The 16001-nt window shown below is 69.7% G+C and carries 17 protein-coding genes; 8 read left to right on the forward strand and 9 right to left on the reverse strand.

The genetic code is table 11. The features are described 5' to 3' along the window. Window positions 1-93 precede the first annotated feature (93 nt). Window positions 94-435 (reverse strand): ElaB/YgaM/YqjD family protein, encoded by a 342-nt coding sequence (locus AruCF_RS13880; RefSeq protein ID WP_049073597.1) that lies wholly within the window; start codon window positions 433-435, stop codon window positions 94-96. 259 nt (window positions 436-694) lie between these two features. On the opposite strand from AruCF_RS13880, the gene AruCF_RS13885 reads away from it, so the two are divergent. Continuing rightward, window positions 695-952 (forward strand): hypothetical protein, encoded by a 258-nt coding sequence (locus tag AruCF_RS13885; protein ID WP_049073598.1) that lies wholly within the window; start codon window positions 695-697, stop codon window positions 950-952. 18 nt (window positions 953-970) lie between these two features. Here AruCF_RS13885 and AruCF_RS13890 read toward each other — a convergent pair whose 3' ends face one another. Then, the gene (locus AruCF_RS13890) at window positions 971-2002 is read right to left on the reverse strand and encodes a DNA topoisomerase IB (protein WP_049073599.1); all 1032 of its coding nucleotides are present in this window, start codon (window positions 2000-2002) and stop codon (window positions 971-973) included. A gap of 130 nt (window positions 2003-2132) precedes the next feature. Here AruCF_RS13890 and AruCF_RS13895 point away from each other — a divergent pair, with 130 nt between their 5' ends. The 3 genes from AruCF_RS13895 to AruCF_RS13900 all read left to right on the forward strand — a co-directional run bounded on the left by AruCF_RS13895 (window position 2133) and on the right by AruCF_RS13900 (window position 3162). Beyond that, window positions 2133-2681 (forward strand): type 1 glutamine amidotransferase domain-containing protein, encoded by a 549-nt coding sequence (locus tag AruCF_RS13895; RefSeq protein ID WP_049073600.1) that lies wholly within the window; start codon window positions 2133-2135, stop codon window positions 2679-2681. A gap of 122 nt (window positions 2682-2803) precedes the next feature. After that, complete coding sequence (locus AruCF_RS29495) at window positions 2804-2965, forward strand: hypothetical protein (RefSeq protein ID WP_167352789.1); 162 nt, start codon at window positions 2804-2806, stop codon at window positions 2963-2965. Between the two features lie 44 nt (window positions 2966-3009). Continuing rightward, window positions 3010-3162 carry a DUF3309 family protein gene (locus tag AruCF_RS13900; protein WP_049073601.1) on the forward strand — a complete coding sequence of 51 codons (153 nt, stop codon included), beginning with the start codon at window positions 3010-3012 and terminating at the stop codon, window positions 3160-3162. Window positions 3163-3192: 30 nt separating this feature from the next. Here AruCF_RS13900 and AruCF_RS13905 read toward each other — a convergent pair whose 3' ends face one another. Then, a complete protein-coding gene (locus AruCF_RS13905) occupies window positions 3193-4371 on the reverse strand; it encodes a PepSY-associated TM helix domain-containing protein (protein WP_049073602.1) in 1179 nt (392 codons plus the stop codon). Between the two features lie 110 nt (window positions 4372-4481). Between AruCF_RS13905 and AruCF_RS13910 the strand changes: the two genes are divergently transcribed. After that, the gene (locus tag AruCF_RS13910) at window positions 4482-5423 is read left to right on the forward strand and encodes a 2-hydroxyacid dehydrogenase (protein WP_049077782.1); all 942 of its coding nucleotides are present in this window, start codon (window positions 4482-4484) and stop codon (window positions 5421-5423) included. 10 nt (window positions 5424-5433) lie between these two features. Here the strand turns inward: AruCF_RS13910 and AruCF_RS13915 are convergent, their stop codons facing one another. Continuing rightward, on the reverse strand, window positions 5434-6270 hold the full coding sequence (locus AruCF_RS13915) for a universal stress protein (RefSeq protein WP_049077784.1): 837 nt from the start codon (window positions 6268-6270) through the stop codon (window positions 5434-5436). 116 nt (window positions 6271-6386) lie between these two features. Then, the gene (locus AruCF_RS13920; RefSeq protein WP_049073603.1) at window positions 6387-8498 is read right to left on the reverse strand and encodes an FUSC family protein; all 2112 of its coding nucleotides are present in this window, start codon (window positions 8496-8498) and stop codon (window positions 6387-6389) included. Window positions 8499-8837: 339 nt separating this feature from the next. Here AruCF_RS13920 and AruCF_RS13925 point away from each other — a divergent pair, with 339 nt between their 5' ends. The 3 genes from AruCF_RS13925 to AruCF_RS13935 all read left to right on the forward strand — a co-directional run bounded on the left by AruCF_RS13925 (window position 8838) and on the right by AruCF_RS13935 (window position 11493). Next, entirely contained in the window at window positions 8838-9743 is a 906-nt protein-coding gene (locus AruCF_RS13925; protein WP_049073604.1) for an EAL domain-containing protein, read from the forward strand. 179 nt (window positions 9744-9922) lie between these two features. Continuing rightward, window positions 9923-10105: a hypothetical protein gene (locus tag AruCF_RS13930; protein WP_049073605.1), complete on the forward strand. Its 183-nt coding sequence runs from the start codon at window positions 9923-9925 to the stop codon at window positions 10103-10105. A 290-nt stretch (window positions 10106-10395) separates the two neighbouring features. Next, a complete protein-coding gene (locus AruCF_RS13935; protein WP_049073606.1) occupies window positions 10396-11493 on the forward strand; it encodes a DUF748 domain-containing protein in 1098 nt (365 codons plus the stop codon). Between the two features lies 1 nt (window position 11494). On the opposite strand, the gene AruCF_RS13940 is transcribed toward AruCF_RS13935, so the two are convergent. From AruCF_RS13940 to AruCF_RS13955, 4 genes are all read right to left on the reverse strand, one after another. After that, a complete protein-coding gene (locus AruCF_RS13940; RefSeq protein ID WP_172803058.1) occupies window positions 11495-13654 on the reverse strand; it encodes a TonB-dependent receptor in 2160 nt (719 codons plus the stop codon). A 49-nt stretch (window positions 13655-13703) separates the two neighbouring features. Continuing rightward, window positions 13704-14108 (reverse strand): DUF2946 family protein, encoded by a 405-nt coding sequence (locus tag AruCF_RS13945; protein ID WP_049073607.1) that lies wholly within the window; start codon window positions 14106-14108, stop codon window positions 13704-13706. A 79-nt stretch (window positions 14109-14187) separates the two neighbouring features. Then, window positions 14188-14901 carry an MgtC/SapB family protein gene (locus tag AruCF_RS13950; RefSeq protein WP_049073608.1) on the reverse strand — a complete coding sequence of 238 codons (714 nt, stop codon included), beginning with the start codon at window positions 14899-14901 and terminating at the stop codon, window positions 14188-14190. Window positions 14902-15119: 218 nt separating this feature from the next. Then, window positions 15120-15494 carry a hypothetical protein gene (locus AruCF_RS13955; RefSeq protein ID WP_049073609.1) on the reverse strand — a complete coding sequence of 125 codons (375 nt, stop codon included), beginning with the start codon at window positions 15492-15494 and terminating at the stop codon, window positions 15120-15122. Window positions 15495-16001: the final 507 nt, after the last annotated feature.

Here is a 16001-nt window from a genome sequence, read left to right on the forward strand (position 1 = left end):
TCACCGACGCGGATGCGTCGCAGGCAGACGCGAGCAACTGCTATGCCCGCGCGCGAAGCGGCGCCCGCCGCATCGCGCGCGGTCGACAGGGGATTACTGCCGGCCCACCACCACGCCGAACAGGAACGCGGCGCCAGCCACCAGGCCAATGGCCTGCCAGGGACGCGCATGGATGTACTGCTCGGTGCAGTCGATGGTCTCGCGCACCATGTCCTGGGCGCTGTCGGACGCTTCACGCAGGCTGTGGCGCGTGTCGCGCAACTGCTCGGCCAGGCGCGCCTTGAGCGCTTCCAGGTCGGTGGCGGAAGCATCGCTCAGCGTGGCCTCCAGGTCGTCGATCCAGCTTTCCGGATGGCGACGACGGCGGCGCAGGCCGCGTTCATCGGGACCGTTCTCGGGGAAGTCCGAGGGCAGGGGAGTATGGTTATTGGCCATGTGGGTACCTCCTGGAGTCTGCGTTGGCGAAAACATGGCCGCGATCCGCTGCGGGCGCGGCGCATGGGAAAAGGCTGGCATGCATCGGCCCGTCGCGGGGTCTTGCATTGCATCTCGTTGTGAATGTTCGTTTTACCCAGGAACGGCCGCCCCTGCGCGCAATGCCACATCCGCTTGCAATTTGGGCGGTGGATCGATTTTCGCGCGGACGGCGGCGCCGTAGCATGGATGGTGTCATCCCAACCAAACGGAAAACGCCATGACCGCCAGCAAACGGCCCGACCCCAAGCCTGCCCATTCATCCGCGACGGCCAGCGAAAGCCCCGAGGGCGGCAAGCTCCTGCCGCCGCGCGCGCCCGTCGACGTGCCCCGTCAGCCGCCCAAGCCCACCGCCGCCACGCCCGACGAGGCCGCGCGCGATGGACGCCGGGTGGCGGACGATGGCACCGAGTCGAACTGGGCCGACAACGCCAAGCCGCAGCCGCGCGCCAAGAACGCCCGCTCTTCCATCCTATAGCGGCCGCGTCCCTGGCCGTCATGCGTCGCGCAGGAAGGCCAGCAACCGGCGTTCGTCGGCGCTCAGGCCGCGCGGCCCCGCCGGCGCGGCCGCCCGTGGCGGCAGCCGGCCCGCCAGATAGGTCTCGATGATCGCAGGGTGCACGTAGCAGGCGCGGCACACGGCCGGCGTGTTGGCCAGGCGCCGCGCGACCTGCCGGATCACGTCCACCACCTCCTGGCGCGCCTGCCGTTCGTCCTGGTAAGGCCGTCCCTGCAAGGCCGCGTAGGCCAGGACCGAGCCGGCCCAGGTGCGGTAGTGCTTGGCGGTGAAATCGCCGGCGCCGGCCGCGCGCAGATAGGCGTTGACCGTTTCCGAATCGACCCCGTGGGGCTCGCCGCGCTCGTCCAGGTACTGGAACAATTGCTGCCCGGGGATGTCCAGGCAGCGCTTGGCCACACGGGCGATGCGCCGGTCCCGCACCGTCACGTCGTGCGCCACGCCACTCTTGCCGCGGAAGCGCAGGCGCAACTGGTCGCCGCGCAGCGTGGCGTGGCGCCGCGTCAGCGTGGTCAGGCCGTAGGAACGGTTGGCGCGGGCATATTCACGCGCGCCGATGCGGATCAGCGTGTCTTCGAGCAGGCGCACCACCACGGCGATGACCTTGGCCTGGGGCAGGCCGGCGGCGCGCAGGTCGCGTTCCGCCTGGCGGCGGATGCGCGGCAGCCGGGCGCCGAATTCGGCGAGGCTCTGGTATTTGGTGGCATCGCGCTGGCGCGCCCAGTCGGCGTGGTAGCGATACTGCTTGCGGCCGCGCGCATCGCGGCCGGTGGCCTGCAGGTGGCTGTGCGCCAGCGGGCTGATCCAGACCTCCTGGTAAGCGGGCGGAATCGCCAGGGCGCGGATGCGCGCCAGCGTGGCGGCGTGCGTGATGCGCTTGCCGTCGGTATCGAAATAGTGAAACGTCGTGCCGTTTACCCGCGCCCGGGTGTAGCCGGGCCGGGTGTCGTCCAGGTAGACCAGATTCCCGTCGACGTCGCGCGCCGCCGCCTCCTGACCGTGGTTCGCCATTGCCTCTCCTGACAGTCGCCGGGCCCGGAGCAAGCGCCGTGCCCGTCAGCCCGTCCTGGCGGCGTTCGCCGGGCTTGCGGCGGGAACGCCGCTTGCTGAGGGGCTTGTTGACGTAACCAGGGAGCTTTGCATGACCAAGACACTGCAGGACTTCAATGTCGCCATCCTGGTGGTGGATGGCTTCGAGCAGGTGGAGCTGACCGAGCCGCGCGACGCCCTGCGAGCGCAAGGCGCGCGCGTGGCGATCGTGTCCGCAAGGCGCGGGCCGGTGCAGGGCATGCGCCATCACGACAAGGGCGAGCGGGTCGAGGCCGACCTGATCTTCGCCGAGGCCCGCGAGGAACTGTTCGACGCCGTCCTGCTGCCCGGCGGCGTGATCAATGCCGACGAGATCCGTCTGCACCCCGAAGCCCGCGCCTTCGTGCGGGCCATGCACGAGGCCGGCAAGCCCCTGGCGGTGATCTGTCACGGCGCCTGGCTGTTGATTTCGGCGGACCTGGTCAGGGGACGCAAGATGACCAGCTGGCCTTCGCTGCAGGACGATCTGCGCAATGCCGGCGCCGAATGGGTGGACGAGGAAGTGGTGGTTGATGGCCGCTGGATCAGCAGCCGCAAGCCGGACGACATTCCCGCCTTCAACCGCGAGCTGTTGCGCGTGTTTGCGCTGGCGCGCCCCTAATGTGTAGCGGGCCGCGACGCAGCCGAGCCCGCGCGAAGTTCCCCTCGGCGCCATGGCGCGCAGGGGCGCGAAGCCGGAATCTCCCGGCCGCGCGAAAGGCAGTGCCATTACAGGAGAACGCCATGTCAGCGCATCTGTACCTGCATGTCCCGCCCAAACCGGAACCGATTCCGCCGGGCTCGCCGCCCGGCGACCTGCCGGTCGATCCGGACACCGATGAACCGGAAGTGGACCTGCCGCCGCTGGATCCGCCCTTCAAGGAAAAAGTGACAAAGGTCCATTGAAAAGGGGCGACACCGTCCCGCGATCAATAACAATAGGAGTCATCATGTCGACCATTTTGCTGATCATCCTCATCCTGCTGCTCGTCGGCGCCGTGCCCGCGTGGCCATACAGTCGCGGCTGGGGCTATTACCCCAGCGGCCTGCTGGGGATCGTGCTGATCGTGTTGATCGTGCTGCTACTGACAGGACGGCTGTAGCGGCGCTTTATCCCGGGCAGGCGGCGACGCTCAGGCCTGGCGCGCGCTTCGCGCGCGGGCCTGTGCCGCTTCGCGCCCGCGATGCTGCAGGCGCCGCCGGTTGATCCAGAAGATCACCCCGGTCACGAAGAACAGCAGCGGCAGCAGCCCCAGGACGGCCGTCAGGATGCGGGTTGGCAAGCCGTACAGGCTGCCGGAATGCAGCGGGAACATCAGCGCAAGGAAACGCTGGGCGGGCGTGCCGGACAAGGGATCGGCGCCAGACAGGCGCGCGCCGTTGCGCATATCGATGAACCAGCGCAGCGTGCCGACGGGCTGCCAGTCGTCGGCGCGGCGCATGCGTGCCTGATAGACGCCGCGCGCCGGATCGCGTCGCAGCATCACCAGGGTGGCATCGGCCGGCGACAGTTCGCGCGCCTTCGCGGCGGCGCCATCCCAACCGATTTCCGCTTCGCCGGGCGCCAGCGGCGCCAGGGCCGCGGCGCGCGCGTCGGGCGGCACGGTCGCGACGCTGGCGACCAGTTGCCGGCCCAGTTGCGGCAGGCCCATGAAAAAGCCGGTGCCGGCCACCACCAGCAGCAACAGCGCGGTGATCAGGCCGGCGGCGCGGTGCAGTTCGTAGCTGGTGCGGAAGGCGCTGACGCCGCGCGTCACCGACAGCGAACGGCGCCAATGCCCCGGCCGCGGCCAGGCCAGGTAAATGCCGCCGAGCAGCAGGGCCACCCAGGCGAGCGCCAGCCAGCCCAGCACTTCGCGACCGGTCTTGCCCTGCAGCAGGGTCATGTGCCAGCGCAACAACAAGGGCATGAGATGGGCGCGGTCGAGCGTGACGGCGTCGCGGTCGCGGCTGGCCAGCAGCAGGCCGGTGCAGGCGTCCACGCCCGCTTCATTGGCCGTGGTCTCCGCGTGCTTGAACTGCACCCGGTAGCTGTCGCGTGGCGCCTGCGGCAGCGTGATGGCGCCGACCGTGGCGCCCGGCCAGGCCTGTTGCACGGCGCGGGCCGCGGCAGAGGGCGGCAACGGCGCGGCGCAGTGTCCGGCCGTGTTGCGCAGCATCGGGGCGTTCAGCCAGCCGTCAAGCTCGTGGTCGAAGGCCAGCAGGCTGCCGCTCAATCCCGCCAGCACCAGCACCAGGCCCAGGACCAGGCCCGTCCACCGGTGCAGGAATGACACGGCGGTGCGCAGGGACTTGCGGAACTTGGCTTTCATGGAATGGTCGACGGCGGGCGAGGCGGGTGGCGCGCAATTGTACCGAGGCGTAAGATCGGCCGGCGTCTTTTTTGGCGCCTCGCATTTTCCCGCATCCGGTCCGCAGCAACATGACGATCCCCCTCCTGATACTGATAGACAGCGTGCACGATTTCCTGCCCGCGATCGAAGACCGCGGCTTTCGCTGCATCCTTGCCACCACTCCCGCCGCCCGCGCCCAGGCGATCCGCGACCATGCCGACGAGATCCGCGTGGTGCTGACGCGCGGCGCCACAGGTTTTCACGCTGACGAGATGGCGGCCCTGCCGAAGCTGGAGCTGATCTGTTCGCTGGGCGTCGGCTTCGAGAACATCGACGTGGCCGCCGCCCGCGCGCGCGGCCTGCACGTGACGCACGGTCCGGGCGCCAACGCCACATCGGTGGCCGATCACGCCATGGCGCTGCTGCTGGGCGCGGCCCGCCATCTGCCGCAGGCCGATGCCTGGGTGCGGCAGGGGCACTGGAGCGGTTTCATGGGGCCGCAGATTTCGGGCAAGCGCCTGGGCATCCTGGGGCTGGGCACCATCGGCCTGGAGATCGCCCGGCGCGGCGCCAACGGCTTTGGCATGACGGTGGGCTATTACAACCGTCGCCCGCGCGCCGATTGCGGCTACGCGTATTACGACAGCCCGCGCGCCCTGGCCGACGCCAGCGATTTCCTGGTGGTGGCAACGCCCGGCGGCGCCGGCACGCGCCACCTGGTGGACGCGGCGGTGCTGGAAGCGCTCGGACCGCAGGGCTATCTGGTGAACATCGCGCGCGGCAGCGTGGTCGACACCGACGCGCTGATCGCGGCGCTGGCGGAGCGCCGCATCGCCGGGGCCGGTCTGGATGTGGTGGAGGGCGAGCCGGTGGTGCCGCCGGCGCTGCTCGGCCTGGACAACGTGGTGTTGACCCCGCACAGCGCGGGCCGCTCGCCCGAGGCGGTGGCGGCAACGGTGGCGCTGTTCCTGGACAACGCCACCGCGCATTTTTCCGGCAGGCCGGTGCTGACGCCGGTGCCGCAGGGCTGAAAAACCGGCCTCAGTGCGAGAACATGATCGGCACGGTCATGCTCTTGAGGATCGAGGCGGTGGCGCCGCCCATCGCCCATTCGCGCAGTTTGCTGTGGCCGTAGGCGCCCATGACGATCAGGTCGGCGCTGTGGTCGGCCGCGGCGTTCAGGATGGTGCTGCCCACGCCCACCCCCTTGATGTCGCGGCGCACGTGGTCGGGCGCCGGCATGCCCTGGGCGATGCAATAGGTGGCCAGGTCTTCGAATGGCACCGAGGCCTCCTTGCGCGAGGCGGCGCCTTCGTCCATGGTCAGCACCACCAGGTGCGAGGCCGTGCGCAGCAGCGGGGCCGCGTCGGCCAGCGCGCGGGCGGCTTCGCGGCTGCCGTCCCAGCAGTACAGCACGCGCTCCCCGAGCGTCGGGAAATCGCCGCTGGAAGGCACCACCAGCACGGGCCGGCCGGCGGTCAGCAGCGTCTGTTCGACGAACTCGACCTCGTGCGCGGCCTCCACGTCCTCGGGATTTTCCTGGCTCACGACCAGCACGTCGCTGGTGCGGCCGAACCGCGCCACGCAGGCGCTGGGAGAACCCTCGCCCGCGCGCACCGAGGCCGGCACGTCGAGGGCGGCGGCCGCCTCCAGGAAGGCGTTCTGCACCGCGCTGCGATTCTGCGCCTGCAGGTCGCGGATGACGTTGAGCGTGCGAGACAGCATCACCGATTCGCCGTAGTAGTACTGTGGCGGCGCCGAGCTGGCGTAGATGCCGACCAGTTCGGCCTGGTGGCGCCTGGCCAGGGCCAGCGCCACGCGGGTACGGCGGGGGCAATCGAATCCGTGGTCCAGGTGGACGGAAATGCGGCGATACATGGCGGCCTCCTTTTGTGCGCGGTAGGCCTCCATCGTTGCGCGTTCCAGGCCTGGCGCCCTTGATGCGCGTCAAGCGCCCCGCAGTTTGGCGGGGTCGCCGCAAGCCCGCGGCCATTTCAGGCCTGTTGCACCCGGTCGCGTAACTGGCGCACCTGGCGCGCCTGTTGCGCGATGCGCGCCAATGGCCCGGCCAGCTCGGGCGCGGCGGCGGCAAGCGCCGGCGGCACCGCCCACTGACGGATGTCGGCCGCCGGCGCGGGCTCCTGCGGATGCAGCGCGTGCGCCAGGGCCAGGCCATAGTCGCGCAGGGCCGGCGCCGCCGCGCTGTCCGGCGACAGGGCGGGCTGGATCTCCAGCACCGTGCCGGCCGCGGTGACCCGGCGCATGGCGTTCAGCAGGTTCACGGCGGTGTCCACGTTGCGGTCGCGGTGCACCGGATTCTGCTGCAGGCGCTGCAGCGAGGCCTCCGCGTTGTCGGCCGACAGGCAGGCCTGGCGGCGCAAGCCGACGATGTCCAGGTCCTCCCCGGCGCCGCTCTTGGCGCGTGCCAGCGCCAGCGCGTAGGCGGCATGCCGCTCCAGTGCGCGGCTGAGCGCGCCCGCCAGCTGGCGCGGTTCCTTTTCCGGCCACACCAGGAATCCCACCAGCAGCGCCAGCACGCCGCCCAGCACGCTGTTGAACGCGCGCAGCGCCGCCAGCATGGGTTCATAGATATCCGGTTGCTGGATATGGCTGACCAGCACGAATTGCGAGGTCAGGAAAAAGGTGAACAGCGCGTAGTGGATGGTGCGGGCGGCAAAGGTGCCCAGCGCGATCGGCAGCACCGCCAGCGCCACCGACAGCGGCGTGCTCAGCAGCAGCCCCAGCAGGGAGGCGCCGATGGCGCCGGCGACGCTGCCGAGCACGCGCTCGATGGTGCGCTGCCAGGTGGTGGCGAAGTAGGGCTGCAGGATGAACACCAGCGTCAGCGACATCCAGTAGCCGTGGTTGACCGCAAAGGTCTTCGACAGCGCGACCGCGATGGTGGCGCCGATGCCGACGCGCAGGGCGTGGCGGAAGGCGTCGGATTCGAATCGCAGGTTCTGCCGCAGGCTGCGCCAGGCGGCCCGGATGGGAGAATCGACGCGCGTGGCCTGGGCCGGCGCGGCCGGGGCGGCGCCCTCGTCGAACAGCGCGTGCCCGACGGCCTGGGCGGTCTGCTGCAGCCGGTCCAGCACCGGCACCATGGTGGCCAGGTCGGGCGCATGGGCCAGGGCGGCGCCGCGCAATTCGTGCAGGCCCGCGGCAAAGTGCGCCAGGCGTTCGCGCAGGCAGTCGGCCTGCCGCGCATCGCTGACGTCCGAGGTGCTGGCGATGGCGTTGGCCACGCTGGCGTAACGGTGCAAGGCGTGCGACAGGTTGGCGCCGGCCGCGCGGCCGAGCCAGCGCGGCGCGTTCGATTCGAGCAGGTCGGCCGCCGCGACCAGCGCGATGAAGCTGTCTTCGGCGCTATCGAGCAGGTAGAACAATTGCTGCGCGCGCGCGCGTCGCGACGGTCGCGCGTCCTGGACCTCGCGGATGCGCACGCGGGCGGCCTCCAGGGCGGCGCGCACGCCGCTGCGCTGCGGTCGGGTGACGGCGCTCCAGGCCTGGGGGCCGGCGGCAGGCGCCAGGCCTGAGTACATGCGCGCCAGGGCGTCGGCGAAATCGGCCAGCCCGCGGTAGCAGTGCGCCACCGCGTGGGTCGCGTCTTTCCAGGGGCGGCGGCGCCACACCAGCGCGGTCATCAGGATCGCCCAGAGCGCGCCGGCCACGAAAAACAGCGTATACGACAGGCTGGCCGCCAGGGTCGGGGCCGGCAATTCCGCCGCCACCACGAAGCCGGCCGACAGCAGGGTGCCGACGATGGCGGCGGCCGGCCCCAGCACGCGCAACAGGCCGCCGAAGGTGCAGCAGGCGAAGGTCAGCGGCAGCAGCAGCCACAGGTGATTGGCGCTGGCGCTGGCCAGCAAGCAGAACAGGGCGCCGATCAGGCCCAGCGCCAGCATCGCGCCGGTGCGCTGGCGCAACGGCCCGCCGGGGTCGCCGAAGCAGGCCCAGAAGGCGGCGATGGCGGTCCAGCCCAGGCGGGGCTCGTGCGCCAGCACGGCAAGAATGACGGGCGCGGCGCTGATGGCGGCGGCTTGCAGGGCGTCCAGCCAGAGGACGTGGCGCAGCGAAAGGCGCCAGCGGGAGAGCAGGGTAGTCACGCGAAAAAGGGGCTACGGGCGGAAAAGTCGCAACGCTACCATGTCGACAAGGCGAAAACCGGGCGATTTTTTTAGCGTCCGAATATTGCGGTTTTCGCGGAATCGCGTCGATAAATACTACTGGTTACATATATGTGACTTTGGCGCCGCAAGGGTGAATAAATGCCTGGAGTAAATGCGCAAAATCGCATAAAAAACATTGGCGATCAAATAGCTGGGTAGTGCACAAGGCAGTATGCATTTTTTCTTGCGGCCGCATGTGAATACTCATGTCCATTGTGCCTCGCTCTGCGCCCGGACAGCGCAGGCCGTAAATCGGGGCACGCCAGGAGCGAAGACATGACGCCAACCCACGAGGCTTCCACAAGCTCGGTGGTGAGCGACGATGAAGTCGCCGCCATGATTACCGGCAAAGACGGCCTGCGCGTGCTGCTGCAACCGCAGGTGGACCTGATGACCGGCCGCATCGTATCGGCCGAGGCGCTTGCGCGCTGGCAACACCCCAGGCTGGGCATCGTGATGCCCGCCGAGTTCATTCCCACCGTTAACCGGCTCGGGTTGGATCGCACCCTGTTCGAGCGGGTCGCGCAGCGCGTCATCGACATGCTGCAGACCATGCGCCGTGCCGGCATGGCGATTCCCGTGGCCATCAATGCGCCGGCCTCGACGCTGTCGGATGAGCGCGCGGTCGATTTCCTGCTGGCGCGCATCCATGCGGCCGAACTGCCGGCCTCGCTGCTGCGCGTCGAACTGACCGAGGATCAGCCTATCAAGGAGCTCGACGTCCTGCGCGCCACGCTGGCGAAACTGGAAGAGGCCGGGTGCGAGGTCAGCCTGGACGACTTCGGCACCGGTCACGCGTCCCTGAAATTGCTGTCGGCCATTCCCCTCTCGGAAGTCAAGATCGACCAGTATTTCGTCACCCGCATGCGCCGCAGCGCGGTGGCGTTCGAGGTCTTGCGCACCGCGGCCGAACTGGCTACCCGGATGGGCTGGCGCGTGGTGGCCGAAGGCGTCGAGAACGTCGCGGATATCCCCGCCTTGCGCGCGGCGGGCTGCCGCTACGGCCAGGGCTACGCGCTGGGTCGGCCCATGCCGCTGGACGATCTGCTGACGCGCCTGCGGGTCCAGCGCGACCGCGGCGAACCGCTGGCGGCGCCGGCCAGTTACGCCTCGGCCTGGCTGGATGCCTTCGATCCGCAGGACGCGGAGACCGGCCTGCCGGCCCACGTCACTACGCAGTAAGGGCCGGCTCTCGGCCACCCGCGGCGGGCGGCGCTTTCTACCCTTCATGTCCTGAATTTACCGGTGACGGGACGGCCCGCCCGCCGGCCGCGCGCGGCCGGCCGGGCGAGCGCAGGCCCGGGCACGGCGGTTGCTAAGGCATTCCTTGCGGAATGGTTCCGCTTATCAGGAGACTTGCCATGGCAAACCCGAATCAGCCCGATCAGCAAAAGCAGCCGCAAAAACAGCAATCCCAGGAAAGCCCGAAGGATCGCAACCAGCCGGGTCAGCAACAACCCGGCCACGGCGGCAAACAGATGGACAAGGACCGCAATCCCGGCCAGCAGCCGGGGCAGGCCCAGCGTCCGCAGACGCAGCGCTGATGCGTTGACGGCCTCGCGCCCAGCCCCCTTTCCGGCCTCGGCGCCGGCAGGGGCGGGGTGAGTGGCGGCGATGCCCGCGCGGATCCCCCCGCGCGGGCATCGTCGCATGCGCGCCCGCGACGTTCCTGGCGCGCGCCGGTCCTGGTGGCTGCGCACCGGTCAGGCCATATGGCTTGCGCCGGGGCTTTGCGCTCGCTATGGTGCGAGGCAGGGCCCGCTGCGCTACCGCTCGGACGCGCGGCCCCTGGCGCGTGACCGCGCGCCGGCCACACACTCTCTCGGGACTCACCATGGTCAACCCTCCCGCCGCGTCTCGCCGGCGTTCGTTCGCACGCAAGTTGCCGGCGATCCTGGTGCTGGTCGTTGTCTTGCTGGCGGCGCTGGCATTCGCGGGCAAGTACGTCGCGGAACGGCGTATCGCCGCCCTGTTGGGTCCGCGCGCGCAAGTGGGACAGGTGAGCCTGGGATTCAAGGAAGTGGTGTTGAGCGACGTGAAAATCACCGGCGCCGAGGGCATGGAGCCGGCCAGCGCGCGGCGCGTGGTGGCCGAACCGGAATGGCGCTCGTTGTTGGGCCGCGAAGCCGTGTTCCGCCGCATCACCGTCGAGGATTTCGATTTCACGGTCCTGCGCGGCGCTGATGGCGACATGCGGATTGCCCCCGCGTTGCAAGCGGCACTGCGCCAGGCCGACGGCGGTGAAGCCGGCGCGCGCTCGCCGTTTCGCGCCGACGAACTCATCCTGGACGGCGGCCGCCTCGAATTCATCGATGCCGCCATCGCCCGGCCGCCCCATCGCATTCCGTTCGACAACGTCTCCGCCAGCCTGCGGCCCCTGGCATTGCCGGCCGATGGCCAGCGCAGCGACATGACGTTCAAGGGCACGGTGCGCGAGAACCGCGTCGGCACGGGCACGGTGTTGGCCACCGGCTCGCTCGAAGTCGGCGGCAGCGATGCCGACATGACCGTGGCGGTGCGCAACATGGATATCCGCTACGCCGCCCCATACCTGGCCGAGAACGGCGCGGGTTCGCTCGCGGGCGGCGCCATGGACCTGGACATGCGCACCACCATCGCCAAGCGGCAATTGAACGCCTCGGGAACGGTGGCCCTGCGCGACCTGAAGTTCAGCGGCGACGGCTCGCTGTTCTCCCTGCCGCGCAAGGCGGTGCTGGCGGCGCTGGAAGACCGCCATGGCACGCTGCGCATGGAATTCAAGCTTGCCGGCGGCCTCGACAATCCCAAGTTCTCGGCCTCGCGCGGATTCGCCGCCCAGATCGCGCGCGGCTTCGGCCACGCCATCGGCGTGGGGGCCGAAGGCGCGGCCAGCGGCGTGGCCGGCGCGGTGAAAGACCTGGGCGACGCGATCTCCGATCTGTTCACCCAATGAATCAGAAACGGTAGTTGGCGCTCAGTTCGACGCGCCGGCCTTCGCCCAGCAACCATTGGGTCTGGTTGTAGTAGGCGGTTTCGGCGTATTTGCGGTCGAACAGGTTGAATGCCCGCAAGGCCAAGGTCAGGTCGCGGCGCGGCTCCCATTGCAGGGCCAGGTTGGTAGTGGTGTAGCCCGCCATTTCCAGCCGGTTGGCGGCATCCGCGTAGCGCTTGCCGACATAACGCAGCCCGGCGCTGGCCGTCCATTGCGGCGCGAATTTCCAGCTGACCCAGGCATTGGCCAGCCGTTGCGGCACGTCGGTGGGCACATTGCCGGCGCGCGACACGGCCGCGCCGTTGACCGATTCGCTGAAGTCGTCATAGCGGGCCCGCAGCACGGCGGCGTTCAGGTCGATACGCCACGCTGGCGTCAGCTCGACCGCCAGCGTCGCCTCCAGGCCGCGCGAGGATTGCTCGCCCACCTGGATGCGCAGCGACGGGTCGTTCGGATCGCGCGTCACCAGGTTGTTCTTGCGGATGTGATACGCCGCCAGGGTCCACTGGCCCTTGTTGTCCCAGAAGGTCTGCTTGACGCCCACCTCGACCTGGCGGCCCTTGGACAGCTCGAAGTCTTTGTTGGCGGGCGACAGCAACAACAGGCTGCCGATGGGGTCGGCGGCTTCGGCGTACTGGCCGTAGACGGACAGCGTCGGCAATAGTTCGTAGACCGTGCCGATGCGCCAGCCGACGTTGTTGAAGGTGGTGTCGAACGCGGTCCGGTCCGCCACCAGGTCGCGCCGCTTCAGGTCGATGTGGTCGTAACGCACGCCGCCCAGCACCGACCAGCGGCTGGTCAGCATCAGGCGGTTCTCGGCGAACAGCGCGTACTGCTCGGCGGTGTTGCGGTAGCGCGGCGTGGTGCCGGCCACGTTGATGAAACGTCCATGATCGACGTCTTGAGGATCGACCAGCGAGGTGCCCGAGTAGGGCGAGTTGTTGGTGTGCTTGAGGGAGGCGCGGTTCAGCTCGACGCCCACGGCCACCTTGTTGGCCAGGCCGAACAGGCGGCCATCGAAGCTGGCGTCGGTGACGTTGCCGACCTGTTCCTGGTCATGGCGGATGTCGGTGTAGGCGCTGCGCTGGATCAGGCCGCTGGCGGGCTGCCAGGTGTAGTTTTCGGCGTCACGGTAGTCGCGGTCGCTGCCGATGTAGTAAAGGCGGCTGCGCACGCGGGTGGCGGGGTTGGGCGTCCATTCCGCTTTCAGCTCGGTGCGGCTGTCGCGGTAGATGATCTTGCTGTCGGCCACGTTGTAGTTCTTGCCGCGCAGGCGGTAGTCGATGTCGCCATCGACCAGCGGCGTGCCGAAGTAGCGCGTCGGCTCTTGCCAGGCGTAGGCCTGGGTCAGCGTGAAGTTCAGTTCGGACGACACGTCCAGGCGCAGCGCCGCCGTGACGGCCAGGTCGCGTGCGTCGCCCAGGCTGATGCCCGAGTCGCCGTGGTTGCCGCTCAGGTCGAGCCGGTACGACCATTTGTCATCCAGCGCGCCGCCGCTGCCGAAGCCCAGCCGCTGCGTGTCGTGGCTGCCGACGGTGGCCTGGATCTCGTTCTCGATCGGGCCGCGGGTGGGCTTCTTGGGAATCACGTTGACCACGCCGCCGATGGCGCCTTCGCCATACAGCACCGAGGCCGGTCCGCGCAGGACTTCAATGCGGTCCACGGCCCAGGGATCGTAGATGAAGGTCTGGCCGACGCCGCCGAACTGGCGCACGCCGTCGTACAGCATCGCCACCGAATTGGAATCGGTGAAGCCGCGCGAGGACAGCGACGAGCCGCCATTGCCGGGATGGCGCAGGGTGCTGATGCCGGCCGCCTGCGTGATGGCGTCGGTGACGGTGACGGCGCCGCGCTCGCGCAGTTGTTCGTTGCTCAGGATGTCGATGCTGGCCGGGGTGTCCAGCGGCGCCAGGCCCAGCAGCGTGCCGGTGCTGGCCTGGTCCAGCAGCGTGGCCGGCGGGGTGGCGCCGGAGACGGCGATGGCGGGCAAGGTGGCGACGCCGGCGGGCGCGGCGGAGGCGGGAACGGACTGGGCGTGCAGGGCGGGAGCGAAGGCGAGCGCGGTCCAGACGGCCGCGAGCCGCGGCAGGACGCGGCGCGTCCTGGCGTAAGAAGGAAACATGGATATTCTCGGTAAGCCAAGGGAGCCGCGCGCGGGCGCGGCACAGCGATCAGCGGGATACCGGGAAGGCGGGCGGGGCGCGGGCCCCCAGCGGCGGGCCGGGCGGGAAACCGTCGGCGACGGCCGGCGGGGCGCGCGCGGCCAGCGGATGGGCCATGACCGCGCCCAGGGCGAGCAGGGGCGCGAGCGACGGCGGCAGGGCCACCGCCGCCAGCATCGCGCCCATGGGGCAGGCCGCTGCCTGCGCCGCATGGCGTTCGTCCGGGGCGTCGCTGTGCCTGGCGGGACCGGCCACCCAGACGGGGCCGGCGGCCGAGCACAACTGGATCAGCGTGCCGCTTTGCTGGGTCGCGGGCATGAAGCCCGGCGGCACCAGCGCCTTGAGCGCGAACAAGGCCAGCACCAGCCAGAGGCGGGCGGCGTCGCGGGCGGGCAAGGGGAAGGGACGGCGCATGATCGGCGCCCATTCTAGGGCGTATCGGCGCCGGACGGAACCCGTCGCCGAGGTGGCCGGGGGTCGGCGACGCGCCGGCCTATACCGTGCGCGCGGCCCAAAAGGCGGTGCGCACGCCCGGCGCGGCGGCGATGCGCGCGGTCACGCGGTCCAGGTCGAGCTCGTCCACCGAGGCCTCGCTCAGCGCCGCCTCGATCTCGACCTCGTGCTCGCCGAACTGGTCGATCTTCAATTCAGACAGGGGCAACTGTTCGGTCTCCAGCACGTCTTCGAGAACGGTCATGGCGGCCTGGCGCTGGTCGACGTGGGCGATGACGTGGATCACGGTGGTGACTTCCGTGGTCTGCGCGTCGACCGGCTGGCGGTTGATGTAGCTGACCACCGGCCGCAGCAGCGTATTGGCCGCGAGCACGAAGGCCGTCGCCGCCAGGGCCTCCAGGATCAGCGAGGCGCCGGCGCAGGCGCCGATGGCGGCCGAGCCCCACAACGTGGCGGCGGTGTTCAGGCCGCGGATGCTGCCGCCCTCGCGCATGATGGCGCCGGCCCCCAGGAAGCCGACGCCGGACACCACATAGGAAATCACGCGCGCGCCGCCGTCGGGGCCGCCGACGCGGAATGCCATGTCGACGAAGATGGCCGCGCCCACCGCCACCAGTGCATTGGTGCGCAGTCCGGCGGTGCGTTGGCGGTACTGGCGCTCGAAGCCGACGATGGACCCGAGCACGAAGGCCGTGGCCAGGCTGATCAGGGTATTGGCCAGCGTCAGCAGCTGGATGTTTTCGAAGTTCTTCATCTTGTTGTTCTCGGGTTCAGCGTGTTGTGCGGGGCGCGCCGGCGGCCGGGTCTTGGCCCGGACGCGGCGCCGCCAGGGGCGGAGCGGCCGTCAGGGCAGTTGCCAGACCGAGGCCGCCGTCAGGATGAATGCCAGCACCCACAGCAGCAGCAAGGCCGCCACCCGGGCGATGAGCAGGCATTTGTACGGGTCTTTCATGACAGCCTCCTTTCCGTCGCTCAGGCCGGCAGTACCGCGATGCGGGCGCCGTCTTCGTTTTCCCAGTGCACGCGGCGCACGTCGGGGCTCTGGCCCAGCCGCAGGGCGATGGCGCTGAGCAGGCCGCGCACTTGCGGCGGGCACTGCAGCGTGACCGTGGTGCTGGCGAGCGCGCCGGCATCCGGGCGCGAGACGCGCACGTTCAGCACGCGCAGGTCCAGGGCCTGCAGCTCGTGGTAGAGCTGTTTGCGTAGCGCGTTGAGCGTGTCGGCGACGCTGACGATGGTGAACTGATAGGTGGGGGTGGCGGGGCGGGCGGTGGCAACCAGGGCCGCGCCGGTGCCGCGCACGGTGGCGGCGCCATCCAGGAAGGGGAGGAATTTCTTGATGCGCATGATCGTCTCCAGGGGGAGTACGGTGGAAAAGTCCACATGCATGCGCCGCCGATCCGGCACGGCACGGGCGCAACAAGGCGCGCGGTTCGCGTCGGCAAAGCGGGTATCGGGAAAGGCCCGGGGCGGGGCAGCGGGGCTGCCGGAGCCGGATGGCCGTGTCCTGGCTTTACGCAGGACTCGGCAGAAAACTCTGCGGATCCTGCGTCAAGCGGCGCAAGCAGTCGTGTATCGACTACATCCGTCGTTGTCCACAATGATCTCGGGGTGGTTGAAGGTGCCGCAATTATAGAAAGGCATCAGGGAAAACACCAAGAACAAATTACAGGACGCAAGGAAAGGCCTCCACGCTCCGCCGCTGCGCGGGTCGCTGGCCCCCAAGGGGGTGTTTTTGCCTTGGGGCGGCCTGGCGGAAAGGGAGGCCCCCGCGCTCCGCCGCTGCGCGGGTCGCTGCCCCCAAGGGGGCGTTTTTTGCCTTGGGGCGGCCCGGCGGAAAGGGAGGCCCCCACG

Source organism: Achromobacter ruhlandii (assembly GCF_002082135.1).
In the GTDB taxonomy this organism is placed as follows: Bacteria; Pseudomonadota; Gammaproteobacteria; order Burkholderiales; family Burkholderiaceae_B; genus Achromobacter; species Achromobacter ruhlandii.

Coding starts and splice junctions, on each gene's coding strand:
- AruCF_RS13880 (WP_049073597.1), bottom strand. CDS start 435: ATGGCCAATAACCATACTCCCCTGCCCTCGGACTTCCCCGAGAACGGT.
- AruCF_RS13885 (WP_049073598.1), top strand. CDS start 695: ATGACCGCCAGCAAACGGCCCGACCCCAAGCCTGCCCATTCATCCGCG.
- AruCF_RS13890 (WP_049073599.1), bottom strand. CDS start 2,002: ATGGCGAACCACGGTCAGGAGGCGGCGGCGCGCGACGTCGACGGGAAT.
- AruCF_RS13895 (WP_049073600.1), top strand. CDS start 2,133: ATGACCAAGACACTGCAGGACTTCAATGTCGCCATCCTGGTGGTGGAT.
- AruCF_RS29495 (WP_167352789.1), top strand. CDS start 2,804: ATGTCAGCGCATCTGTACCTGCATGTCCCGCCCAAACCGGAACCGATT.
- AruCF_RS13900 (WP_049073601.1), top strand. CDS start 3,010: ATGTCGACCATTTTGCTGATCATCCTCATCCTGCTGCTCGTCGGCGCC.
- AruCF_RS13905 (WP_049073602.1), bottom strand. CDS start 4,371: ATGAAAGCCAAGTTCCGCAAGTCCCTGCGCACCGCCGTGTCATTCCTG.
- AruCF_RS13910 (WP_049077782.1), top strand. CDS start 4,482: ATGACGATCCCCCTCCTGATACTGATAGACAGCGTGCACGATTTCCTG.
- AruCF_RS13915 (WP_049077784.1), bottom strand. CDS start 6,270: ATGTATCGCCGCATTTCCGTCCACCTGGACCACGGATTCGATTGCCCC.
- AruCF_RS13925 (WP_049073604.1), top strand. CDS start 8,838: ATGACGCCAACCCACGAGGCTTCCACAAGCTCGGTGGTGAGCGACGAT.
- AruCF_RS13930 (WP_049073605.1), top strand. CDS start 9,923: ATGGCAAACCCGAATCAGCCCGATCAGCAAAAGCAGCCGCAAAAACAG.
- AruCF_RS13935 (WP_049073606.1), top strand. CDS start 10,396: ATGGTCAACCCTCCCGCCGCGTCTCGCCGGCGTTCGTTCGCACGCAAG.
- AruCF_RS13940 (WP_172803058.1), bottom strand. CDS start 13,654: ATGTTTCCTTCTTACGCCAGGACGCGCCGCGTCCTGCCGCGGCTCGCG.
- AruCF_RS13945 (WP_049073607.1), bottom strand. CDS start 14,108: ATGCGCCGTCCCTTCCCCTTGCCCGCCCGCGACGCCGCCCGCCTCTGG.
- AruCF_RS13950 (WP_049073608.1), bottom strand. CDS start 14,901: ATGAAGAACTTCGAAAACATCCAGCTGCTGACGCTGGCCAATACCCTG.
- AruCF_RS13955 (WP_049073609.1), bottom strand. CDS start 15,494: ATGCGCATCAAGAAATTCCTCCCCTTCCTGGATGGCGCCGCCACCGTG.